General features: G+C 71.5%; 19 protein-coding genes. 10 read left to right on the top strand and 9 right to left on the bottom strand.

The features are described from left to right. Window positions 1–99: 99 nt before the first annotated feature. The 3 genes from CSIV_RS05700 to CSIV_RS05690 are packed head-to-tail and all read right to left on the bottom strand — an operon-like array spanning window position 100 to window position 4,414. A complete protein-coding gene (locus CSIV_RS05700; RefSeq protein WP_238592337.1) occupies window positions 100–1,299 on the bottom strand; it encodes a glycosyltransferase family 2 protein in 1,200 nt (399 codons plus the stop codon). Further along, window positions 1,296–2,495 (bottom strand): glycosyltransferase family 4 protein, encoded by a 1,200-nt coding sequence (locus CSIV_RS05695; RefSeq protein ID WP_160897480.1) that lies wholly within the window; start codon window positions 2,493–2,495, stop codon window positions 1,296–1,298. The genes CSIV_RS05700 and CSIV_RS05695 overlap by 4 nt, the downstream gene beginning before the upstream one ends. Window positions 2,496–2,497: 2 nt before the next feature. Beyond that, the gene (locus tag CSIV_RS05690) at window positions 2,498–4,414 is read right to left on the bottom strand and encodes a DUF6541 family protein (protein ID WP_077050430.1); all 1,917 of its coding nucleotides are present in this window, start codon (window positions 4,412–4,414) and stop codon (window positions 2,498–2,500) included. A 162-nt stretch (window positions 4,415–4,576) separates the two neighbouring features. Here CSIV_RS05690 and glf point away from each other — a divergent pair, with 162 nt between their 5' ends. From glf to CSIV_RS05670, 4 genes are read left to right on the top strand one after another with little or no spacing between them, the layout of a single operon-like run. After that, the gene (gene glf, locus CSIV_RS05685) at window positions 4,577–5,713 is read left to right on the top strand and encodes a UDP-galactopyranose mutase (RefSeq protein WP_077050429.1); all 1,137 of its coding nucleotides are present in this window, start codon (window positions 4,577–4,579) and stop codon (window positions 5,711–5,713) included. Continuing rightward, complete coding sequence (locus tag CSIV_RS05680; protein ID WP_077050428.1) at window positions 5,710–7,752, top strand: acyltransferase family protein; 2,043 nt, start codon at window positions 5,710–5,712, stop codon at window positions 7,750–7,752. The genes glf and CSIV_RS05680 overlap by 4 nt, the downstream gene beginning before the upstream one ends. Before the next feature lie 23 nt (window positions 7,753–7,775). Next, a complete protein-coding gene (locus tag CSIV_RS05675; protein ID WP_077050427.1) occupies window positions 7,776–8,567 on the top strand; it encodes an ABC transporter permease in 792 nt (263 codons plus the stop codon). After that, window positions 8,567–9,307, top strand: a complete 741-nt coding sequence (locus CSIV_RS05670; protein WP_077050426.1) for an ABC transporter ATP-binding protein — start codon at window positions 8,567–8,569, stop codon at window positions 9,305–9,307. Before CSIV_RS05675 ends, CSIV_RS05670 begins: the two co-directional genes overlap by 1 nt. Here CSIV_RS05670 and CSIV_RS05665 read toward each other — a convergent pair. The 4 genes from CSIV_RS05665 to CSIV_RS05650 are packed head-to-tail and all read right to left on the bottom strand — an operon-like array spanning window position 9,292 to window position 14,947. Then, window positions 9,292–10,257, bottom strand: a complete 966-nt coding sequence (locus tag CSIV_RS05665) for a glycosyltransferase family 2 protein (protein WP_077050638.1) — start codon at window positions 10,255–10,257, stop codon at window positions 9,292–9,294. The genes CSIV_RS05670 and CSIV_RS05665 overlap by 16 nt on opposite strands. Before the next feature lie 2 nt (window positions 10,258–10,259). Further along, window positions 10,260–12,170 (bottom strand): glycosyltransferase, encoded by a 1,911-nt coding sequence (locus CSIV_RS05660; RefSeq protein WP_077050425.1) that lies wholly within the window; start codon window positions 12,168–12,170, stop codon window positions 10,260–10,262. A gap of 48 nt (window positions 12,171–12,218) precedes the next feature. Then, the gene (locus CSIV_RS05655; RefSeq protein WP_238592336.1) at window positions 12,219–13,550 is read right to left on the bottom strand and encodes an O-antigen ligase family protein; all 1,332 of its coding nucleotides are present in this window, start codon (window positions 13,548–13,550) and stop codon (window positions 12,219–12,221) included. Next, window positions 13,547–14,947 carry an O-antigen ligase family protein gene (locus CSIV_RS05650; protein WP_077050424.1) on the bottom strand — a complete coding sequence of 467 codons (1,401 nt, stop codon included), beginning with the start codon at window positions 14,945–14,947 and terminating at the stop codon, window positions 13,547–13,549. The genes CSIV_RS05655 and CSIV_RS05650 overlap by 4 nt, the downstream gene beginning before the upstream one ends. A gap of 63 nt (window positions 14,948–15,010) precedes the next feature. Between CSIV_RS05650 and manA the strand changes: the two genes are divergently transcribed. The 4 genes from manA to CSIV_RS05630 all read left to right on the top strand — a co-directional run bounded on the left by manA (window position 15,011) and on the right by CSIV_RS05630 (window position 20,959). Continuing rightward, window positions 15,011–16,171, top strand: coding sequence for a mannose-6-phosphate isomerase, class I (manA, locus tag CSIV_RS05645; RefSeq protein WP_077050423.1), 1,161 nt, complete (start codon window positions 15,011–15,013; stop codon window positions 16,169–16,171). 139 nt (window positions 16,172–16,310) lie between these two features. Then, the gene (locus CSIV_RS05640; protein ID WP_077050422.1) at window positions 16,311–16,634 is read left to right on the top strand and encodes a WhiB family transcriptional regulator; all 324 of its coding nucleotides are present in this window, start codon (window positions 16,311–16,313) and stop codon (window positions 16,632–16,634) included. A gap of 93 nt (window positions 16,635–16,727) precedes the next feature. Continuing rightward, a complete protein-coding gene (locus CSIV_RS05635; RefSeq protein ID WP_077050421.1) occupies window positions 16,728–19,565 on the top strand; it encodes a glycosyltransferase in 2,838 nt (945 codons plus the stop codon). Beyond that, window positions 19,562–20,959, top strand: a complete 1,398-nt coding sequence (locus tag CSIV_RS05630) for a DUF5719 family protein (protein WP_077050420.1) — start codon at window positions 19,562–19,564, stop codon at window positions 20,957–20,959. The genes CSIV_RS05635 and CSIV_RS05630 overlap by 4 nt, the downstream gene beginning before the upstream one ends. Before the next feature lie 16 nt (window positions 20,960–20,975). Here the strand turns inward: CSIV_RS05630 and CSIV_RS05625 are convergent, their stop codons facing one another. Continuing rightward, window positions 20,976–21,407 carry a hypothetical protein gene (locus tag CSIV_RS05625; RefSeq protein ID WP_202400981.1) on the bottom strand — a complete coding sequence of 144 codons (432 nt, stop codon included), beginning with the start codon at window positions 21,405–21,407 and terminating at the stop codon, window positions 20,976–20,978. 131 nt (window positions 21,408–21,538) lie between these two features. Here CSIV_RS05625 and CSIV_RS05620 point away from each other — a divergent pair, with 131 nt between their 5' ends. Continuing rightward, entirely contained in the window at window positions 21,539–21,745 is a 207-nt protein-coding gene (locus CSIV_RS05620) for a DUF3499 family protein (protein ID WP_022878762.1), read from the top strand. Between the two features lie 71 nt (window positions 21,746–21,816). On the opposite strand, the gene CSIV_RS05615 is transcribed toward CSIV_RS05620, so the two are convergent. After that, on the bottom strand, window positions 21,817–22,650 hold the full coding sequence (locus CSIV_RS05615) for an RDD family protein (RefSeq protein WP_077050419.1): 834 nt from the start codon (window positions 22,648–22,650) through the stop codon (window positions 21,817–21,819). A gap of 16 nt (window positions 22,651–22,666) precedes the next feature. On the opposite strand from CSIV_RS05615, the gene CSIV_RS05610 reads away from it, so the two are divergent. Continuing rightward, complete coding sequence (locus CSIV_RS05610) at window positions 22,667–23,662, top strand: stage II sporulation protein M (protein WP_077050418.1); 996 nt, start codon at window positions 22,667–22,669, stop codon at window positions 23,660–23,662. Window positions 23,663–23,715: the final 53 nt, after the last annotated feature.

Genomic DNA, 23,715 nt, shown 5'->3' with positions numbered 1-23,715 from the left:
CGAGGGGCGAGACGGCGGCCAGGGCGGGAAGGACCGTGAAGCCCAGGAGCCTCCGGCGCGTGGCACGGCTGTCGGGCGCGGACTCGGCGATGGCCGGTCCTAGCTCTCGATGACGGCTTCGGGGCGCTGCTCGCGCCGGGGCGTGGTGAGCACGCCCGAGAAGAAGCTCATCATGGCGGTCTGGAAGCCCAGGATGATCAGCAGCGCGCTGGGGACCGCGATGCGCACCGCCTGGGCGGCGTTCTGCGCGCCGAAGTCGGTGCTGCCCCAGATCGCGACCTGCACGATGCCGATGATGACGCCGAGGAGGAACAGCCCGACACCGATCAGCAGACCGCGTTCGGCCGACCACTTCGCCACGATCCGCCGATATCTCTCGCTCGTGGGGAGGAAGCCCTCCTGCGTCGCGTAGAGCTTGGTCAGCCAGAAGAAGAGCAGCGATTGGAAGCCGATGACGCAGAGGGCGCTGGCGTAGACCATCGTGGTGACGTCGAAGCCGACGCCGCCGATGTTGACCCCGCCGAAGGCGAGGACGCCCACCGTGATCGCCCCCAGGAAGAACGCCACGAGCCCGGGGTAGACGAAGAGCCACCGGGGCGCGAAGAGCAGGAGGAAGCGCAGGTGGCGCCAGCCGTCGTGCCAGCTGCGCAGGTGCGGCGGGCGCGAGCGGCCGTCCTTCTTGAGAGTCGTGGGGACCTCTTCGATCCGGTAGCGGGCGAGCGAAGCGCGCACGACCATCTCGGAGGCGAACTCCATGCCCGTGGTCTGCAGGTCGAGCTCGCGGATGCGGGCACGGTTGAAGCCGCGGAGTCCGCAGTGGAAGTCGCGGATGCCGGGGCGGAAGAACAGCTCTCCGATGAACGACAGCACCGGGTTGCCCAGGTACTTGTGCAGCGGCGGCATCGCGCCGGGGGCGATCCCGCCCTTGAAGCGGTTGCCCATGACGAGGTCGGCCCCGGCCCGGAGCCGCTCGACGAACGGCTCGAGGTTCTCGAAGTCGTAGCTGTCGTCGGCGTCCGCCATGATCACGTACTCGCCGCGGGCCTGGTCGATGCCGTTGATGAGCGCGGCGCCGTAGCCACGGCGCGGGGCGTGCGAGACGCGGGCGCCGAGACGCTCGGCGATCGCCTGCGAGCCGTCGGTGCTGCCGTTGTCGGAGATGAGGACCTCACCGCTGATGCCGCTGCGCTGGAGGAAGCCCTGCGCCTTGCGGATGCACACCTCGAGGGTCTCCGCCTCGTTGAGACAGGGCATGAGGATCGTCAGTTCGACGGCGTCGTTCGGGGAAGGAGAGGTCACGGCGTGTCTTCTTTCGTGTTCCGCGGTGCGGGGGCTGTCGGCAGCTGCAGCGCCGACAGGATCCCCTCCACGGTGCGTCGGATGGTACGGGTGCCCACGGCGGTGTCGTACCAGGCGCGCGCGGAGCGGCGCAGGTCGTCACCGCCGTCGGCGACGGCCCGGATCGCCCGGGCGAGGTCGGTGGGGGAGGTGCGGGGCGCGACGACGCCGTTGACGCCCTCGTCGATCAGCTCGGTGGCGGCGTTGCCCTCGTCGGCGACGAGGACGACGGGCGTGCCGTGGGCGTTCGCCTCGACCACCACGAGTCCGTAGCCCTCGCGGCGGGACGGGTTGATCAGGGCCAGCGCGCCGTGCATGAGGGAGTCGAGTTCGTCGTCGTCGACGAAGCCCGGGAAGTCGGTCCAGTCCGTGCCGCCGACCCGGTCGACCTCGCCGCGGATCCGAGCCGAGGTGGGACCTGAGCCGAGCACGACCAGCCGCAGATCGGGGATGACGGCGCGGGCCTCCGCGACCGCGGCGGGGAGCGCCTCGACGCGCTTGTCGGGGATGTGCCGCCCCGCGTAGAGGACGTACGGGGGCTGGGATGCCGATGAGGTGGGGGCGGCATCCACGGCACCGTCGATGAGTCCGGGGCTCACGAGCGGCGGGCGTCGCAGCCCTTCCCGGCGGAGGCGCGTCGCGCTCAGCTGCGAATGGCACGTCGCGAGAGGGGTGACGGCGATCGCGCACCGCTGCAGAATCCAGGCGATCGTGCCCGTGAGCGCGCCGGAGTACTCCACCCACTGGCGGCGGTGCCAGACCTCGAGGTAGTCGACCACGACGCGCGTCCGTGTGCCGAGGAGCGCGAGCCGTGCGGCGAAGACGTTGAAGATCGGCAGACCGCTGACGATGAGGGCGTCGTACCGCCCGCGGCTGCGCCGCAACGCCCGGAACAGGCCGGCGGCGTACGCGAGGGCGGCGGGGATGCGGCGGACTCCGTCGGCGGAGTACAGGGACAAGCGTCCGCTGACCGGGACGATCCGGAAGTTGTCCTCCGACGGCACCGCCCCGTCCCACTGGACGGACGTGAGGTAGTCGACGTCGAGCCCCCGCGCCCCGATCTCGTCGGCGAACGCGCGGTACTGCCGCTCCCCGCCCCCGGTGGAGTACGGGAACAGGCAGTCGTACGCGACCGCCACGGTCGCCGGCGCGGCCACGGTCAGCACCCTTCGATGCGGAACAGGCGGGCGGCGGGTCCCTGCGAGTCCACGAGGACCAGGTGCTCGGACGGCATCAGATTCTGGATGCCATCGTAGGCCGCCGCGCCAGACGGGTCGATGACGTCTTGCCTTCCGAAGTCGAGCACGTAGTCGATGCCGAGGTCATCGATCGCAGAGCACACGGCTGGGTCGCTCTCGATGTCGCGGAGGTGACCGTTGAGGTACTGCAGCTCAGGGGACGGGGAACCGAACACGTGCTTCTGCATCACCGTGCGGTCGGCGAGGGCGAGAGCCAGCGATGTGCCGGTCCGTGGGCTGCCGGCGATCACCGCATCGGGCGGGGTTTCGTCGTCGAGCCGGTCCAGGAGGGCACGTTCGTCGGAGGAGAGGATGAGGGAAGCGTCGGTGTAGGCGTACGCCTCCTGCACCTGCCCGAGCGCGATGCGGACGTTGGGTCCGATGGCGACCGAGAAGATCACGACCACACCGACGGCTGATGCGAGACCGGGGAACCACGCGGGCAGGCTGCGCGTGCGAGCCCACCGGCGAACGAGGTCGACCACCACGACGGCTCCGAGGGTGGCGGCGGGAATGGCAGCCACTGGCAGCAGCGCAGCAAGACGGTTCGAGTCGTTGTACCAGGGGTTGGTCAGCAGCTGACGCAGCGGGTGGTCGGCGCGCAGCCCCGACGACACGACGAAGAGGAGGACGGCGACCGCGAAGGGAGCGATGGCCGGGAGGAGCTTCGGTCGGCGCGCGACCGCGATGAATGCGATGAGGAGGAGCGCCGACACCAGTAGGGTCGGCGCATATCCGCGCGGGGAGGCGAGCGCGGCCTCGCCGAACGATTGCGCCATGTTCTGCCAGGGCGCCCAACCGGAGTGGTCGGCGGGCGTGCGGAAGACCGCCACCGTGGCGATCACGGCCACGGTGAAGGCCGCGGTCCACAGGAGGAGGGTCAGGGCGGAGCGGCGGTCGCGAGCCGCTGCGGCCCGGACGGCAAAGGTCGTGACGACTGCCGCCGCGGCGAAGAAGAGCAGGCTGAGGAATGCGTTGGGGTGTCCGAGGAACGTCCCACCCGCGAGCAGGGCGACGAGCAGGGCGGAGCGAATGAGATCGGTCCGAGTGCGATCCGAGAGGGCGGTGACGATGGCGGCGAGTGCGGCGGGGAGCATCGCATAGCCGACGATATTCGGGTAGAGCACCCCCCAGTTGAAGAAGAGCGCGGGGAAAGCTCCGAAGCCCGTCGACAGGGCCGCGGAGACAACGTACGCGGTGCGCCGCTGTGCGAACAGCGCGCCGGCGAGCGCCATCGTCGATGCCGGCCACAGGATCGCCACGATCGCGAGGTTGGCTCCGTTGACCGCGATCGGAACGGAGGATCCGGTCAGTTCGGCGGCCAGGGTGGTGAGTGCGTGCCAGCCGTTGGGATAGAACCCGATGTCGGAGGTCGACCCGATCTGGAACGGTGAGGCGCTCCCGTTCTGCAGCGCAGAGGCAATGGCGTTCAGATGGACGATGTTGTCGAACCGTTGCGCGATGTTGTCGGGGGAGCCGAAGGCGCGGGCGTAGAGGACCGTCATCACCGTCGCGGCCAGAACCAGTGCGCCGGCGGCGACAATTCCGGTTCGCCGGTGCGCCGGGGCGGCATCGGGCCCGGCCGAACGGCGCAGGATCAGAGCGATCCCCACGATGAGCAAGGTGACCAGGAGGACCGGGATCAGGTTCCAGCGCAGGCCGACCAGCGGGGCGAGGCAGGCAGCCGATGCCGCGATCGTCACGGAGATCGCGGGTGCCAGCAGAAGCCGCTGTGGATTGCGGAAACCCCATCCGGCGGCCACCACGGCTACTCCGGGTATCACCAGAATGGCGGCGACGACGAGGTACGGCGGAATCGCGCTGACCCAGTCACCCATGCAGTTTCGTCTCCGTCCGCGGCCGATTCGACATGCCATCGTATCGGACGGTCTCTTCACGGCCGCTGAGTGACGCTACCGGCTGAGTGGCCCCCGGGTAGTATCGTGCGGGCGTCTGCCCTCGGGTTCGTGCCCTCTCTCTCGACACGAAAGCCTCATCACATGGATCTTCTCATCGTCGGCTCGGGCTTCTTCGGTCTCACGATCGCGGAGCGCGCGGCTGCGTCGGGTCGGAAGGTGACGGTCATCGACCGTCGTCATCACATCGGCGGCAACGCGTATTCCGCGAACGAGCCCGAGACGGGCATCGAGGTGCACCAGTACGGAGCGCACCTCTTCCACACCTCCAACCCGACGGTGTGGGAGTACGTCAACCGCTTCACCGACTTCACGTCGTACGTCCACCGCGTCTACACGACGCACAAGGGCGTGGTCTTCCCGCTGCCGATCAACCTCGGCACGATCAATCAGTTCTTCCAGGCGGCGTACACGCCCGACCAGGCGAAGGCGCTCGTGCACGAGCTCGCGGGCGAGTTCGACGCGAAGGACGCCGCCAACCTCGAGGAGAAGGGGATCGCCCTGATCGGGCGGCCCCTCTACGAGGCGTTCATCCGCGACTACACCGCCAAGCAGTGGCAGACCGACCCGAAGGATCTGCCCGCCGAGGTCATCTCCCGCCTGCCCGTCCGCTACACCTACGACAACCGGTACTTCAACGACACGTGGGAGGGCCTGCCCGTCGACGGATACACGGCGTGGCTGGAGCGGATGGCCGACCACCCGAACATCCAGGTGAAGCTGTCGACCGACTACTTCGACGAGTCGCAGCCGCTGAACCGGAAGTCGACCGTCGGACAGGTGCCGGTCGTCTACACCGGCCCGGTCGACCGCTACTTCGACTACGCCGAGGGCGAACTGTCCTGGCGCACGCTCGACTTCGAGCAGGAGGTCCTGCCGATCGGCGACTTCCAGGGCACCAGCGTGATGAACTACGCCGACGCCGACGTCCCCTACACGCGCATCCACGAGTTCAAGCACTTCCACCCCGAGCGGGCGGACCGGTATCCGACCGACAAGACCGTCGTCGTGCGCGAGTACTCGCGGTTCGCGACACGGGCGGACGAGCCGTACTACCCCGTGAACACCGCGGATGACCGTGCGGGCCTGCTGGCCTACCGCGAGCTGGCCAAGGGGGAGAAGGACGTTTTCTTCGGCGGGCGTCTCGGGACCTACCAGTACCTCGACATGCACATGGCGATCGGTTCGGCCCTGTCCATGTGGAACAACCAGCTGGCGTGAGAGCGACCCTCCCCGCGTCCCGCACCTCACGGCCCTCCGCCGGTGGGGTGGACGACGCTCGCTGGGGGTATCGGGCGGACATCGACGGGCTCCGTGCCGTCGCCGTCCTGCTGGTGGTGACGTACCACGTGTGGTTCGGGCGGGTGTCGGGCGGGGTCGACGTCTTCCTCATGCTGTCCGCGTTCTTCCTGACGCGCGGGTTCGTCCGCCGCATGCCGGGCCCGCACCCGGTGCGACCGCTCCGGCACCTGCTGGGGATCTTCCGCCGACTCCTGCCGGCCGCGGCGATCACCCTGGTCGCCGTGCTCGCGCTCGTGCGCACGGTGTATCCGCCGACGGTGTGGAACTCGGTCTGGGAGCAGACGTGGGCGTCCCTGCTGTACGTCCAGAACCGGGTCCTGGCCGCGGATGCCGTCGACTACTACGCGCGCACGGAGACGCCCAGCCCGCTGCAGCACTTCTGGTCCCTGTCGGTTCAGGGGCAGGCGTTCCTGCTGTGGGTGGTGATCCTGGCGATCTGCCAGATCCTGGTCCGCCGACGCGGCTGGTCTCCCGACCGTGTCGTGGGCGTCGCGTTCGGCGCGGTCTTCGCGATCTCCTTCGTGTACTCGGTCATCCTCACCGCCGCCGACCAGCGGGCCGCGTACTTCGACACGGGCGCGCGACTGTGGGAGTTCGCCGCCGGCTCGCTCCTGGTCGTCGTCCTGCCCTCCGTCCGTGCGGGTGAGAGGATGCGCGCCGTGCTCGGGTGGGCGGGCCTGGTGGGGCTTCTCGCGCTCGGCATGCTCGTGGACGTCCAGGGCGGCTTCCCCGGCTTCCTCGCGCTGTGGCCGATCCTCTGCGCCGCCGCCGTGGTGTTCTCCGGGTCGGGGCCGCGCCCGGTCGGACCCGCCCGGCTGCTGGCATCCCGGCCCCTGGGGGCACTCGGACGCGACGCCTACGCGCTCTACCTCGTGCACTGGCCGATCCTGATCACCCTGCTCGTGGTGACCGGGCGATCGGATGCCGGCCTGGTCGGGGGAGCCTTGGTGATCGCCGCTTCCCTGGTGCTGGCTCGGGGCCTGACGGCCCTGGTGGACGCACCGGTGCGCGCGTGGCGGAGATCCGACTCCTCGCCCCTCGTGCCCGTCGCGGTGCTCGTGGTGGCCACCGCCGTCGTCGTCATCCCGCTCGCCGGGTGGCAGGTGTCCAGCGCCATCCAGGACCGCGAGCTCGAGGCGCGGGCGCTGCTCGACAACCCCGGCGCGGCCGTGCTCCGTGATCCCGCGCTCCCCGAACCCCCCGCGGACGCCGTGCTCCTTCCGCTGCCCACGCAGCTCGAGGACGAGTGGGTGTACCTCGACCAGGACTGCTCGGGGGATCGGGCCGTTGCGGTCGAGATCCTCCAGGGCACGTGCTCCGAGACGCGCGGCACCCCGCGGGCCGACCAGACCATCGTCGTGATCGGCGACTCGCACGCCCAGCAGATGACCGGAGCCCTCCTGCCGGTCGCCGCGCAGAACGGCTGGGGCGTCGTGTTCCTCATCAAGGGCGGTTGCTCGATGGGGCTCGAGGAGCCCGGCATGGATCCCTCCTGCCCCGAGTGGCGCGAGACCGCGATCGCCCACGCCGAGCGGCTGGCGCCGGCGGCGGTGATGACGGTGGTCACCCGTTCCGATCCCGGCGAGGACGACGAGGCGCTGCGCCCCGGCATCGAGGGGTTCCTCCAGCGCATGGCCGATGCCGACCTGGACGTCATCGCCGTGCGGGACAACCCGCGGTTCGCGTTCGACATGTTCGGGTGCATCGTGGACACCGAGAGCCCGCTCGACTGCGCCGTGCCGCGATCGAGTTCCCTCGCCGAGGTCAACCCCGCGCGCGAACTCGCCGGCCCGGGGGTGCGCCTCGTCGATCTCACCCCCTGGATCTGTCCCGAGGACTTCTGCCCCGGTGTCGTCGGGAACGTCGCCGTCTACCGCGACGACAACCACCTCTCCCGCACCTACGCCACGACGCTCGCCCCCTCGCTCGCCGAGCAGCTGCCCCCCAGCCTCGGCTGAGGGCGGGCGCATAGGATTCTCCGGTGACCCCCGCCGCCGTCGGCGCCCCCGGATCGGTGCGGCGCTCCCTCCACTCGCTGTGGCTGCTGTCGGCGCGCGACCTGCGCGTCCGGTACTCCACGAGCGCGCTGGGATACCTGTGGTCGGTGCTCGATCCGCTGGTGATGAGCGGCATCTACTGGTTCGTCTTCACGCAGGTGTTCCACCGCTCGGTCGGCGAGGAACCGTACATCGTGTTCCTCATCACGGCGCTCCTGCCCTGGGTGTGGTTCAACTCCGCCGTGACCGACTTCACGAGGGCGTTCAAGAAGGATGCGCGCCTGGTGCGATCGACGTCGATCCCGCGCACCATCTGGGTCACGCGCATCGTGCTGAGCAAAGGCATCGAGTTCCTCTTCTCGCTCCCCGTGCTGGTGCTCTTCGCGGTCTTCGGGGGCGCACAGGTGTCCTGGGGCCTGCTGCTGTTCCCCGTCGCCGTCCTCCTGCAGAGCGCGCTACTGGTCGGCCTCGGGCTCATCGTGGCGCCGCTGTGCGTGATGTTCGGCGACCTCGAGCGCACCACGCGCCTCGTGCTGCGCGCCCTGTTCTACGCCTCGCCGATCATCTACGGGGTCGGCAACCTCCCCGGCGTGTTCGCGGACCTCGCCGCTTTCAACCCGCTCGCCGGCATCATCACGCTCTACCGGGTGGGGTTCTTCCCCGATCAGTGGGACGCGCTCACGGTCCTCGTGGGAGCGGCGCTGAGCGTCGGCATCCTCGTGATCGGCGTCACGGTGTTCCCGCGGCTCGAGCGTCCGGTCCTGAAGGAGCTGTGATGGAGCGCGCTGCGATCGAGGTGGACGACCTCGGCGTCCGGTTCCGCCGCAACCGCCGCGGTGGGCGCTCCCTCAAGGACCTCTTCGGCGGCGCGGCCCGCCGGACACGACCCGACGAGTTCTGGGCGTTGCGGGGGGTGTCCTTCTCGGTGCGGCCGGGGGAGGCGATCGGGGTCGTCGGACGCAACGGTCAGGGCAAGTCAACGCTCCTCAAGCTCGTCGCGGGCGTGTTGCTGCCCGACGAGGGTCGGGTCGCGGTCGACGGGGGAGTCGCGCCGCTCATCGAGATCACGGGCGGGTTCGTCGGCGACCTGACGGTGCGCGAGAACGTGCGGCTGACGGCGGGATTGCACGGGATGCCGCGCGCCGAGGTCACACGCCGATTCGACGACATGATCGATTTCGCGGAGATCGGCGACTTCGTGGACACGCCCTACAAGCACCTGTCGAACGGGATGAAGGTGCGTCTGGCCTTCTCGGTCGTGTCGCAGCTGGACGAGCCCATCCTCCTCGTGGACGAAGTGCTCGCCGTCGGCGATCGCTCCTTCCGGGAGAAGTGCTACCGCCGGATCGACGAACTCCTCGCCGACGGTCGGACGCTCTTCTTCGTCAGCCACAACGAGAAGGACCTGCGGCGCTTCTGCGCCCGCGGGCTCTACCTCGACGGGGGCGCGCTGAAGCTCGACGCCCCGATCGCCCAGGTTCTGGATCGCTACAACGCCGACTACGCGACGGGCTGAGTGGGCGCCAGCGGCGGCATCGGCCGCCAGGACGCGTCGCGCGAGATCTTCCGGCCCTCGCGCAGCCCGCGGAACAGGTGGCTCGTGCCGCGCAGCTTCCTCTCGACCACGACCAGTCGGATGAGCTCCTTGACGAAGGTCAGCGCGGTGCCGGCGGTGAACGGGAGCGCGCGGTAGACGCCGAGTTCGCGGTAGTACTTCGCGAGATATGCCCGATTGCGCATGATGTAGAAGCGGTAGGCGTCGCTGGAGGCGTTCATGTGGCGGATGCCCATGTCCCACTGCTTGATCTCGCGCGTGCGGCGCAGGACGAACTCGTTCACGATGACGGAGTCCGTCACCCGCGAGGCGAGCCACCCGTAGAGCTGGTCGTCCCAGTAGATGAAGAAGCGGGGGTCGGGCAGGCCGATCTTGGCGACCACGTCACGGTGGATGAACATGCCCTCGAAGCATCCGGAGTTCATCGGCTTGAAGCCGGAGTCGTCGAAGCTCGCGGGGGCGAAGGGAATCGGGATCGCCATCGACTCGGCGACGCGGTACTGCCAGTAGAACTCGCTGCCGTCGTAGTCGTAGCGGCGTCCCTGGATGCTCTGGAACCGCGGGGCCCAGCGGCCCATGCGCGACAGACCGTCGGAGACCACTTCCACGTCGTCGTCCATGAGCCAGATCCACTCGGAACCCAGCTCGTACGCCACGCGCATGCCCTCGCTGAACCCACCCGAGCCGCCGGTGTTCGTCTCGAGCCGTCGGTACACGAGCTCGGTGGGAAGCCGGTCGCGAAACGATTCGACGACCGCGGTGGTGTCATCCGTCGACGCGTTGTCGACGATGACGAGGTGGCCCGGTGCGGGCGACATCCGCTCGATACTCTCGAGCAGTCGGGTCAGGAGCGGGGTGCGGTTGTAGGTGACGACGACGATGGTCGCGGACGCCGGATCGAAGGATGCCACGCTCACGCACGCTCCTCGAAGGTCGCGCGCCACTGCGCCTCGGACGTGAGGTCGGGGAGGGCGTCACGGTACTGGCGCGAGAGCCGCGGCCACTCCCGCTGCAGCCGTCGGTGCAGGCGCACGGAGTCCAGCAGCATTCGGCGGAACTGCGCGCGGTCGCGCGTGTAGATGTTCTTGCCGGAGCCGTCGGCGGCGCTGACGAGGGCGCTGTCGTACAGCGGGATACGCCACCAGTGGGCGTCGCCCTTGCCGAACTCCACCTCGGGCTGTGCGACGTTCTCGGGACGGGGCGTATGGAACCAGTGCGACACGAGGGTGCGCAGCGTGAAGGTGCGCAGGGCCAGGCCCGTGGGGCTGTCGAACTGGTTCTTCTTGAGCCGCTTGAAGACCTGGCGCCCGCGGCGGGAGCGCAGCGGGACGCCTGAATCCTTGTGGATGCGCGTCTCGGGGTGCTTCTGCGCGATGAGACGGGCCTCGGGCATGGCGCGGGCGAGAGTCTCGCGCATGTGCGCAGGGCCGGACAGCACGTCACGCAACGCCCGGTGGCGCAGCTCGACGGGGTAGTACTGCATCATCATGAGGTGCTTGAGGTCGACCCGTCGGCTGTGGCGGATCAGGGTGCCTCCGAGGGGGGACCGCGAGTGCAGGAGCGCGGCGACGATCCGGTTGCGGGCGTGGAAGTAGGCCTGCCAGTCGATCGAGTCGTCCTTGCCGACCCACGAGACGTGCCACAGGGCCACGCCGGGCATGGAGACCGTCGGGTAGCCGGCATCCCGTGCCCGGACGCAGAACTCGGCGTCGTCCCACTTGATGAACGCCGGGAGCGACAGGCCGATCTCGCGCAGGATGCTGGTCGGGATCAGGCACATCCACCAGCCGTTGTAGTCGGCGTCGAGGCGCATGTGCAGCATGGGCGACTGCCGCAGGTTCGCGACACTGAAGTCGTGGGGCAGGCGCTCCTGGAACAGGGCGCGCCACATGAACGGCTCGTCGTCGACGACCTCGGCCCACGCGTGGAGCTTGGGGCGGTCGAGCAGGTCGAACATGTGCGCGCCGACGATCGTGGGAACCGAGGCGTAGCGACCGAACACGACCGAGCGGCGGATCGACTCGGGCTCGATGCGCACGTCGTCGTCGAGGAGCTGGACGAATTCGCTCTCGGGGCGCGCGAGGGTCTCGACCATCGCGCGGGCGAACCCGCCGGACCCGCCGAGGTTGGGCTGCCGCACGATCTGCAGGGTCTCGCCCAGCCGCTCCGCGACCTCGGGGTACGCGGCCTGGTCGGTGACGAGGTCGGTGCCCTGGTCGATCAGGAAGACGCGATCGACCACGTCGAGGACGTCCGGCGCGTCCGCGAGGGCCGCGAGCGTCGTCACGCAGTAGTCGGGCTTGTTGTACGTGGTGATCCCGATGCTGGCCTTGCCCGCGCGGACGGGCTCCTGCTCGGTGGTCCACTCCGCGCCCTCGAACATCGCGTCCGTGCGGTCGGCGGCCACGTCGAACCAGATCCACCCGCCGTCGCTGTACTGGTCGAGAACCAGATCGAACGAGGTCGCGGCCTCGCCGCGGACCTCGCGCGTCTCGATCCGCTGCCTGGTCCCCCCGCCGTTGGAGCGGTACACCAGGATCGTGGCATCCCCCGACGTGCGAACGGTCAGGCGTACATCGCGCACGGCCGTCCAGTGCTGCCAGTACGACGCGGGGAAGGCGTTGAAGTAGGTGCCGAACGAGACGCGTCGGCCCGCGACGATGCGGGCGCGGTGGCGGTCGAGCACGTTGCTCAGCTGCGCGACGTTGGTGACCCGGACCGGCTCCTCGTCGATGGTCGACCACGTCTCGGGGTCGACGTACAGGGGGAGGAGATCGGGATCGCGGTCGAGCGGAAGCACCGCGTTCTGCAGGGTGTACGTCACGAAGGGATCTTTCGTCGGAGGCGCAGGCCGTCGCGGCCAGCCCGCAGTCTACCCGGCGCTCTCCCGACCCCCCTGAGTGCGGGCCGGGCCGTCCGGGGGTTCGGGGACGCGCTCCAGACGCTCGCGCCACGAGCGCGACTGGCCGGCGCGGACGGCGCACAGGACGAGCAGCAGCAGCCCCGCACCCGAGAGCACCGAGCTCTCGAACACGGACACCGTCAGCAGGACCACGAGGGTCAGCGGTGCCCACGTGTGGACCACCGAACGCCGCTCGCCGGCGACGAGCCAGCTCCGCGCGAGAGCGAGGGCGCACAGGACGAGGAAGACGAGGAGGCCGACCCACCCCAGCTGCAGGAGGACGTCGAGGAAGGCGTTCAATGCCGAAGCGTGCTGCTGGCCGAGGGTGAAGTTGAGGGTGCTGAAGGGAGCGTCGGCGGGGTCCCACGGGCCGAACCAGCCGAAACCCACCACGGGCCGATCGTCGGAGAGGCGGAGGATCTCGCCCCACAGGTCGGTGCGCACGGACAGATCGGCGCGGCCGTCCAGCGCGGCGGCGATCGCGAAGCGTTGCGCCCAGGCGAGGGCGGACAGGACGACGAGTGCGAGTCCGAGGCCGATCTGCACGGCCCGGCGGCGGCGCGCGGGGAGCGCGCGGACGGACGTGAGCGCCGCGGCGGCGATCGCCGTCGCCGCAGCGACGACGACGACGGTCGGTGAGCCGCTCAAGACGGCCAGCAGCGCCGCGAGGATCACCGAGGACACCGCCGTCGCGGGACGGACCGAACGCGTGCGCCACTCCACCAGGAAGGTCAGCAGCGCCACGACGGTCACGACGCCCAGATCGTTGCGGCTGCCGAAGAGCCCCTGCACGGGGCCGAGCTCGGCGATGTCGCCCTGGATGCCGAGGAACGGGATGGGGGTGTCCCACAGGATGCCGCTGAGCACCTCGAGCACCAGGGATGCCGCGAGCAGCCAGCGCAGCACGTCGCCCAGCGCCCGCACGCTCTGGTGCGCGTCGCGCACGTGCCCCACGACGACGCCGAGGAACGAGACACCCAGGAGCGCTGCCCAGCCGGCGAGGCTGCGGAGCGCGTCTGTGCTCCACAGGACGCTCGCGCCGGCCCAGAGGATGAGGAAGACGAGCGTGGTCGGTGCCAGATGAAGCACCTCGATCTCGCGGCGTCGGGTGACGAGCATCGCGCCGCCGAGCAGACAGAGGGCCGCGAGGATCGTCGCGTACGTGACGTCGCCCGCGGCACCGCGGATCGCCGGGGCGCCGAACGTCGCGGCGAACACCGTGAGGGTGAACGCCCGTGCGAGCTCCGCCGAGGCCAGGAGGGTCCGGGGGTCCGGACGCATCGCGGGCCGTGCGTCGCTCACGTCCCCGATCTCTGGGGTTCGCCGCGTTCGATCGCGATGCTCTGCTCGGCAGGTCCGACGCCCAGCAGGGGCGACTGCTTGATCTTCGACCCGAAGAGCACCACCAGCATCCAGCCCCACAACAGCAGCGGGGTCGACTCGGTGAGGCCCTGGACGACGAGGAGGGCGCCGACGAGCGTCGGGAGCAGGGTGAGGGGGGAGTAGGGCCGGTCGGCGCGCAGATCCCAGCGGGGGCGGTCGATCGCGAAGAACCACGATCTCCACACGTAGGCGAGGAACACCAGAGCCAGGAGCACGACGCCGACCCCGCCGAGTTGGAAGTACGCGTCGAGCCACATGCTGTGCGCCTGAACCACGGTCTGCCCGTGATCCACGATCCACCCGTCGATGAGCGGTTCGGACGAGATCCAGGGCGTGGAGAACCCCCACCCGATGAACGGATGCTGATCGGCCCGCGCCAGCACGTCGGCCCAGATCCCTTCACGCCCGGTGAGATCGGCATCCCTCCCGAGCGCGCCGAACACGCTGTCGCGACCGAACCACAGAGCCGCCCCGCCGCCGACACCCACGAGCGCGTAGAGGACGTACCACCGCGTGCGCTCGCCGGGGCGGCGTGCCGTGCGCATGACCAGGACCGTCGCGAGCACCAGCACGACGAACGCCGCGGCGACGACGGTCGTGGCGGAGCCGGCCCGGACGAGGAGGAATGCGGCGATCGCGATCCAGCCCCACAGCAGCGACCGGCGGGGGGCCCGCGCGGCGTAGCGGATGGCGAAGACGATGATCGCGAGGAGCATCGCCGCGCCCAGCAGGTTGGCGTTGCCGAAGATGCCCTGGATCCGACCGCCGTCGAAGAGGTTGTCGCGCGACCAGTAGACGATGGGGTCCATCCGGCCTTCGGGCCGTACGAAACCGGGCAGGATCGGGCCCTGGACGAAGATCGACACGGCCAGCTCGAACAGCAGCGAGAGCCCCACGACCCACTTGGCGGCCGAGGCCACCGCCCCCACCACATCGCGCCAGGTCAGGACGGCGCCGACGAAGAGGCCCTGGAACGTGGTGACGGCGAGCAGCAGCCAGGTGAGCACGGATGCCGCCGGCCACGCGCTCCACAGGATCGAGAGCCCGGCCCACGCGACGTACCCGAACGCGAGGAACGGCAGGCGCCGCACGGCGACCGGGGGGCGGACGACGGTCCAGACGACGGCCGACACCAGCGCCGACGCGACCACGACGACGCCCGCCACGGTCGGGCCGACGGCGTTGATCACGCCGACTCCGCCAAGGGCGAGGAAGAGCACGAAGACGCACCAGGCGCGGAGGAGGAGGTGCCCGGTGGTCTCGCGCGGCGGAGCCGTCGGCAGGGCCGAGACCGGGTGACTGGTGTACATCGCCATGGTGTCCTCAGGCTACCCTTCGCGGATACGGGCGCCCAGGGTGCCGACGCTAGGCTGACGCCCGTGCTGATCGAGATCTCGAACACCCCCCGCGACTACGCCTGGGGCAGCTCCACGCTCATCGCCGGCCTCGAGGGACGGGCGCCGTCCGGCTCCCCGGAGGCCGAAGTGTGGTTCGGCGACCACCCCGGGTCGCCGGCGCTCGTGCACGACGGCTCCGATCGGACCCTCGATGCGTGGCTGGGCGCCCACGCGGGCGCCGCGGGCGTGCCGGCGCGGCTGCCGTATCTGCTGAAGCTCCTGGCGGCGGGGGCGCCGCTGTCGATCCAGGTGCACCCGTCGAAGGATCAGGCCGTCGCGGGCTTCGCCCGCGAAGAGGCAGCGGGCGTGCCGCGCGACGCCGGTCACCGCAACTACAAGGACGACAACCACAAGCCCGAGGTCATCGTCGCCCTGAGCGACACGTTCACCGCGCTCGCGGGGCTCCGCGACATCGACGCGACGCGTCGTCTGGTCGCCGCGCTCGGGACGGGCGACGGTGTGCGGACCCTCAGCGGGTTGCTGGATGCCGACGACCCGGCCGCCGCTCTCCGCGCGGCGATCGCGTGGGCGCTCGGTGAGGCCGATGCCTCGGCGATCGAGCAGATCGTCTCGGCCGCGGCATCCGTGGAGTCCGAGGAGTTCTCGGGGGAGCTCCGCCTCGTCCGCGATCTGGATGCCGCCTACCCCGGGGATCCGGGCATCGTCGTCGCCCTGCTGATGAACCTCGTCGAGCTGCGCCGCGGCGAGGCGATCTTCGTCCCCGCGGGCGTGCTGCACGCCTACGTCGCCGGCCTCGGTGTGGAGATCATGGCCGCCAGCGACAACGTGCTGCGCGGTGGACTGACGCCCAAGCACATCGACGTGCCGGAGCTCCTCGGGCTCGTGGAATTCCGTCCCGCCGCTCCCCCCGTGCTCGCTCCCCGCCCCGGCGAGGCGGGCGCGGAGATCTTCGCCCCCGGCATCCCCGATTTCGCCCTCGCCCACGTGCCCGGCGACGCGTCGGGCAGGGTGGCCCTCGCGGGCGTCTCGATCGCCCTCGCGGTGGGGGGAGAGGCCGTCGTCACCGGTGCCTCCGGGGCGAGCGTCACTCTGAGCCCGGGACACGCTGCGGTGATCACGCCCGACGAGTCGCCCCTGTCGGTCGAGCACGGCGAGGTCTTCGTCGCGATGCCCGGGGAGTGACGCGACACGCCGATGGGGCGTCGTGAAGGTTCACCTCGCCGTTGAGGGTTTACGATCCGCGACTTGACCAATCCGAATGACACGGGTGTAATTACTGGTACGCGCCAGCGTCAGGGGATCGAACGAGGGGGAGGGCGAGATGGCGACATCGCAGTACCGGTCCGGTGTCCCGGACAACTGGTTCGTCGATCCGGTCGACCTGGGGGTCCCGGGTGTCCGACGCGACATCGACTCCGTCGAAGAGAACACCCTCGCCTGGCAGACCGACGCCCTGTGCTCTCAGACGGACCCCGAGGCCTTCTTCCCGGAGAAGGGCGGCTCGACCCGCGACGCCAAGCGCATCTGCACCTCGTGCGACGTGAAGTCCGAGTGCCTCGAGTACGCCCTGCAGAACGACGAGCGCTTCGGAATCTGGGGCGGTCTCAGCGAGCGCGAGCGCCGCAAGCTCAAGCGTCGCGCCTGACCTCCGGCATCCTCGGTCCGCTTCCTGAGGGATCCGCTGCGAATCGGCGCGGCGTCCGCGAACGCGGAGCGCCCCGCCTAGGCTGACCACGCCATGCCCGCCCGTGTACACGCCGTCCTCGTGGTCCGCCCCGAGGGCCGCATCCCCGCCGCCCCCCACCTCACGCGCACCCTCGAAGCGTTGGCCGCTCAGACGCGCCCCGTGGACGCGCTCACGATCGTGCTGTGCGGGAACGACCCCGCACTGACGCGCATCGCCGCGGCATCCGGTGCCGAGGGCGTCATCACGGCCTCCGCCGGCACGACCTTCGCCGCGGCCACGGCCCTCGCGACGCCCCGACTGACCGGAGACGCGGTCTGGCTCCTCGCGCAGGACACCGCTCCCGATCCGGACGCCCTCCTGCGTCTCGCCGGCGCGCTGGAACTCTCGTCCTCGCTCGCCGTGGCGGCCCCCAAGCTCGTCGCGTGGGACGACCCGGCCGAGATCGTCTCGCTCGGCGTCAGCATGACCCGGTACGGCCGCACCGTCGAGCTCGCCGCCGGCGAACTGGACCAGGGTCAGCGCGACGGGGACGCGGACGTGCTGGGCGCCGACGTCCGCGGCATGCTCGTCCATCGTGACTCCTGGCGGGCGCTCGGCGGCCTCGACCCGGCGCTCGGGGGTGCCGACGAGGGGCTCGACCTCGCCGTCCGCGCCCGCCTCGCCGCCGACCGCGTGTCTCTCGTCCCCGCGGCCCGTGTCGCCGTCGCCGGCGACGGCGTGGCCGCCATGGCCCGCGGGCGCAAGCGCGCACGGCGCCGCGCGTTCGCCGAGCGCACCGCGCAGCTGCATCGCCGTCTGGCGTACGCGCCGGCCGCCGCGGTCGTCCTGCACTGGCTCTCGTTCCTGCCGTTGGCGCTGTGGCGCACCATCGTCCACCTCGTGGGGAAGGTCCCGCACAAGGTCGCCCCCGAGTGGGGCGCGACCCTCCTGGTGATGGCGCGGATGGCCGCGGTCGCCCGTGCGCGACGCCGCATCCGGGCGGTCCGCTCGGTGGGATGGTCCCGCATCGCCCCGCTGCGCGTCTCCCGATCGGAGATGCGGCTGCGGTGGGAGGGCGATGCGGCCGAGAGCGACGCGCCAGTCCGGTCGGAGTTGCGCTTCTTCGTCGGCGGCGGCGCCTGGGTGGTCCTCGGCGCGCTGGCGGTTTCGGCGCTGCTGTTCGCGCCGCTGCTCGCGTGGCCGGTGCTCGGAGGCGGTGGCCTCGCGCCCCTGCGGGCGACCGTCGCGGGCCTGTGGCAGGACGCCGCGTGGGGCGCCCGTCCCCTCGGTCTCGACGTCGTGGGACCCGCCGACCCGTTCTCGGCGCTGATCGCCCTCATCGGCTCGCTGTCGCCGGCCGAACCGTCCCGCGCGCTCGTCGTGCTGTGGATCCTGGCGCTGCCGCTCGCGGTGCTGGGCGGGTGGTTCGCGGCGACGCGCGTGACCGAGTCCTCGCTGCTGCGCATCACCGCCGCACTCGCCTGGGCACTCGCCCCCACGTTCCTGGCCGCCCTCGTCGAGGGGCGTCCCGCGCCGCTCCTCCTGCATCTGCTCCTGCCCTGGCTCTTCTTCGCCGCGAGTGTCGCGCACCGATCATGGGCGCCCGCCGGGGCGGCATCCATCCTCCTCGTCGCCGTCCTCGCGTGCGCCCCGTCCCTCGCGCCGGCGGTCGTGGTGCTGTGGTCGGCCGCGCTCGTCGTGGTGGCACTGGTCGCGCCGCGGGGCATCGCCCGGGTCGTGTGGCTCCTGGTGCCCTCGATCGTGGTGTTCGCACCGCTCGTGTGGACGCAGGTGAGACTCGGCAATCCGTGGGGACTCCTGGCCGACCCGGGCGTCCCGTTCGCGGGGGACGAAGCCACCGCCGACCCGCTCGGTCGCGCCCTCCTCGCGGCCGGCTTCCCCACGTCCGACCCCGGGGGATGGGCGGCGCTCACCGGAGGACCGGTGTGGTGGATCGCCCTGCTCGCTGCGCCGCTCGCGGTCCTGGCACTGCTCGCCGTCCTCACGCCGCGATGGCTCACCGCGACCGGGCTGCTCCTCATCGCCGCGACGGGCCTGGCCACGGCGTTCGCGGCCGTCGGCGTCGCCGTCTCGTTCGACCATGCGACACCCGTGCCTCTCTGGCCCGGGGCCGGGCTGAGCCTGGCCTGGCTCGGGGTGGTCGGGGCGGCCGTCACCGCGCTGGACTCCGGGATCGTCGAGCGCGTCCGCGTGCTGCGCCCGATCGCCGCCGTGCTGACCCTCGCGGCGCTCGCGGTCGCCGTGGCCCCCTCGCTCACCGCGATGACGTCCGACCCCTCGCGCGCCGTGCTCACCAACGGCCCCGTGTCGACCCTTCCCGCCTTCGTCGCCGCGGAGGGGCGGGGTTCGACGTCCGTCGCGACGATCGTGCTCGACCCCCGCGCGGACGGCCTCCGCGTCGACGTCGTGTGGGGTGGGAGTGCGACGCTCGGCGGCCAGAGCACCCTCGATGCCACGCGCACGCAGGCGCGACCCGCCGACGAGGAGCTGGCAGCCCTCGCCGCCGACCTCGTCACGCCGTCGTCGGAGGATGCCGTGGCCGCCCTCGCGGCGCGAGGCATCGGCTTCGTGCTGCTGGAGCCCGGACCCGGGGGCGAGGACGACGTGATCCGCGGAGCGCGACTGACGGCGGCGACATCGCTCGACCAGCGCGACTCGCTCGACGCCGTGGGGGCCACCGCCCGCGGCGACCTGTGGCGCGTCACGTCCGGCGTCGAGCCCCGCGCGGCGCTGGACGCCAACCAGACCCGCCTGCAGCAACTCGTGGCGGCCGCATGGATCGCGGTGCTCGTCATCGCGCTGCTCCTGGCCGTCCCGACGGCCGCGTCGCGACGCGTCGCCCGGCGCACCCCGCGCACCGTCGGCCTCGTCCGGGGAGGTAACCGATGAGCGATCGTCGTCTGGTCCGCGTGGCCACCACCGGCGCCCGCGTCCTCGTGGGGGGTGCCGTGGCCGCGGCGGTCGTCGTCGGCGCCGTCGCCGGGATCGCCGCCCCGTGGCCGAGTCTCGTCGCCGAGCCGGTCCGCGTGAAGGTCACGCCCGCGCCCTCCGACACCGTGCTCGCGTGCGACGGGCCGGTCTTCGCGCTCGGCCGCACCGCCGAATCGGCCGGTGCGCTGAGCGTCGCCGCCCCTCAGACCACCGTTTCCGGTCCGGACTCCACCGAGGCGGAGACGTCGACGCTGTCCGGCGCGACCTCGGACGGATCGGGGGATGCCACGGTGTTCCGCGCGCAGCCGGTCGACCGCACCGCCGCCCCGTACGCCGCCGCCGGGTCGGCGACCGCCGCGTCGCCCGACCTGATCGGCTTCAGCGCCTCGGCCTGCCGACCGCCGCTCGCCGAGTCGTGGCTCGTGGCCGGCGCGAGCACGACCGGCGCGAACGACCTCGTGGTGCTCGGCAACCCGGGCGACGTCGCCGCGACCGTGCAGTTGTCGGTGTACGGCGCACAGGGCGTGGCCACGCCCGCCTCGGGCACCGGCATCGTCGTCCCCGCCGGCGGCCAGCGCGTCATCCCCCTCGCGGGACTGCTCCTGGGCGAAGAGAGCCCGGTGGTCCGCGTGGTCGCCACGGGTGCTCCCGTGCGGGCGTCCCTGCAGGCGAGCCTCACGCGCGTGCTCCTGCCCGGCGGGAGCGACCAGGCCGCGCCGCTCGCGCAAGCGTCGACGTCGCTCGTGATCCCCGGCATCCAGGTCGTCGCCGGATCGGGCGGGGATGCCGGTACGGTCCTCCGTCTGCTCGCGCCCGGGACGACCGCGTCCGCGACCGTGACCATCACCGCGGTGGGAAGCGGCACGCCCGCGGAGGATCCACGGACCCTGGAGCTCCCCGCCGGAACCCCCACGTCCCTCGACCTTTCGAACCTGACGCCCGGGGCCTACACCGTCTCGATCGCCGCCACCCAACCCGTCGTCGGGGGCGCGTGGTCGACGACGGGCTTCGGCGAGGGCGCGGACTTCGCCTGGTATTCACCCGCACCGACCTTCGCGGCATCCGGTCTCGTGGCGGTCGCGCCCGGAGCGGGGGCGACCCTCGTGGTGGCGGCGGATGCCGACGGAGAGCCCGCCTCGGTGACGCTGACGCCGCAGGCCGGCGGCGACCCGGTGACCGTCTCGGTGCCTGCGGGCGGGTCCGCGGCTGTCCCGGTCGACGCGGGCGTCTACGAGCTGAGCCCGGATCGCCCCGTCACCGCCGCGGTCTCCTACTCGGCGCCGGGAGCGCTCGCCGGTTACCCGCTGTGGCCGGCGGATGCCGCCGCGGGAGCGATCACGGTCCTGCCCTGAGCCGCGCGACCGGGGCTCAGAGGAACCGGAAGCGCTCGGGGCCGAGGTCCCACGGATCGCGGTCGAGATACTCGGCGGCCGCGCGGAACACGGCCCCTTCGATCATCATGCGGCGGTGCAGGTCGTCGTCGATGTGAGGGTGTCCGAGACGCTCGATGGGCACGCGGTAGAGGATGATGCGCTTCTGCTCGCGCAGCACCTGCCACCGGGGGATCGCGCCGGTGGCTGCGGGCGGCATGATGCCGATCTCGAACGACACGTCGCGCAGATCGCTCCAGGCCGAGCGCAGGAACTCTGCAGCGGTGCTCACCGCGATGTCGAAGCGCTCGATGCGCGTGTCCAGCGGCGGGAGCGGCGGTCGGACCACGGGACTGCGGTTCTCTCGGCCGTGACGGCCGTGGCGCGAGGGGCGCGCGACCGGACGGGCCTCACGGGTTCGACGACGCATGGGCCCATCCTACGTTCGGCCCGCGTGCCGGGTCCGCCGTGGCATCCCATCGCTGCACCCTGCGCGGCGCTCGCGCGCCGCGCGGCGCGGCGTCGCCGGCCGGCGACGGCATCGGCCTAGGCTGACCCGCGATGCGCGACAGACTCTGCTCGAAGGTGGGATGCGCCCGCGAGGCGATGAGCACCCTCACCTACGACTACGGCGACCAGATGGCCGCCCTCGGACCCCTCGGCCGTGCGGGCGACCCGCACGCCCATGATCTGTGCGCGCTGCACGCCGACCGCCTGTCGGTTCCGCGCGGGTGGGTCGTCGTGCGCCACGAGACGCTGCGCGCCTGACTCCGGCCGAGAGGCGCGAGTCGCCACGATCTGTCGCCTGATCCCGTGGCGAGGCGACACATGTTGGCGACTCACGCCCGTTCGGTGAGGGAGGCCGCGCGCTCGTTCTCGATCATCAACGCGCGGTACTCGCGCTCGCGACGCACCGCCGCAGCCGCGCGCACCAGGGTCTCGGGGTCGGCGGCCGGGATCGGCGCCACGTAGGGCGCCACCGCCTCCGCGAGACCCGCGGCCACGCGCGCCCGCGCGCCCGGCTCCAGGGCGTCGGCGCCGCGGACGAACTGCGCCATGCGCGCCGCGAGACGGTCGGGCAGGCGCGAGACGTCGGCGACCGCGGCCCAGTCCTCCATCCCCGGCGGGACGCCGGGTGCCGCCGCGGGAAGCGGACGGGTGCGGGTCCGCTCGGACGCGGTCCCGGCCAGCAGGTCGCCCAGGCGCTGGGCGCGCGGAGTGAACATGCCGACGATCGCGGCGATCCCGCCGAGCGTGAACCACAGTTCGAGCACGCCCACCAGGGCGCGGATGAAGGCCTGCCGGAAACCGGCCGCACCACCGTCGACGCGCACGATGCGTCCACCGACCGCCCACCGGCCGAGGCTCCGCCCCCGCGAAAGCGTCTCGACGGCCGCCGGGATCACGACCATGACGACGACGAGGAGCGTGATCAGGCCGATGCGGAAGGCGCTGTCGGGGATGGTGCCGCCGGCGACGAGCACGGACAGGAACACCGACCCTGCGATCAGCAGGATGATCCCCGCGACCATGTCGATGAGGCATCCCACCGCCCGCAGGAAGAAGCCGAGCGGCTGGACGTCCAGCGCGACGGCTTCTCCGGTCAGCGTCTCGTCCGCGTCGAGGTGCGCGCGCGAGACCCCGGGGGGAGAGGGGGTCGCGGGGGAGGCCATGCGTACAGTTGACCACATGGACCTCGACGCCCTCACGGCCGCGCGACGGCAGGAGTGGGCTCGGCTCGACGAACTGGGGCGCACGCGCCGCCTGACGGGCCCGGAGGTGGACGAGCTCGTCACCCGCTACCGTGCGGCATCGGCGGACCTCGCCGACATCAAGACGTCCGCGGGTCGCACGCCGCAGGGCGACTACGTCTCGATCCTGCTCGCCCGCACCCGGCTGCGGCTCACCGGTGTCCGCGAGAACGTCCTGCGACAGGCGCCGCGGTTCTTCCTCCTGCAGCTCCCCGCGGCGCTGTACCGCGTCCGGTGGACGACGCTCGCCGTCGCGGTGGCCTTCGTGGTGGTGGCGACGCTGGTCGGGCTGTGGATCTCGTCCGATCCCCGCGCGGTCGCCGCCCTCGGCACGCGCAGCGAGCTGCAGAACTACGCCGACGAACAGTTCGTGCAGTACTACCGCGAGAACCCGAACGCGATCTTCGCCGGCACCGTGTGGACGAACAACGCGTGGATCGCGGCGCAGTGCGTGCTGTTCGGGGTGACCGGGTTCTGGCCGTTGATGGTGCTGATGCAGAACGCCGTCGGGGTGGGGTCGTCGGCGGCCATCATGATCGCCTTCGACCGGGCGGACGTGTTCTTCCAGTTCATCCTCCCGCACGGTCTGCTCGAGCTGACGGCGATCTTCGTCGCCGGCGCGGCGGGTCTGCACATCTTCTGGGCCTGGGTCGCCCCGGGGCGCCGGACGCGATCCGCGGCGCTCGCCGCCGGTGGCCGGTCGTTGGCGACCGTGGCGGTGGGGCTCGTGTTCGCGCTCGGACTCTCGGGGCTGGTCGAGGGGTTCGTGACGCCGTCCACGCTGCCGTGGCAGGTGAAGATCGCGATCGGTGCCGCCGCGCTCGGCGTGTTCCTCGCCTACATGCTCGTGCTCGGGCGCCGGGCTCACCGTGCGGGCGAGACGGGCGACGTCACCGAGTACGAGGCCGGCACCCCGACGCTGACGTCGGGCTGAGGCATCCGCGATTCTCGACGTTCCCCGGCGCGTCATTTTTGATTCACTCAAAA

This window comes from Microbacterium sp. CSI-V (assembly GCF_001984105.1).
Lineage (GTDB): Bacteria > Actinomycetota > Actinomycetes > Actinomycetales > Microbacteriaceae > Microbacterium.
The sequence above is the reverse complement of the archived record's forward strand: the minus strand, read 5'-3'. Positions and strand labels throughout refer to the sequence as shown.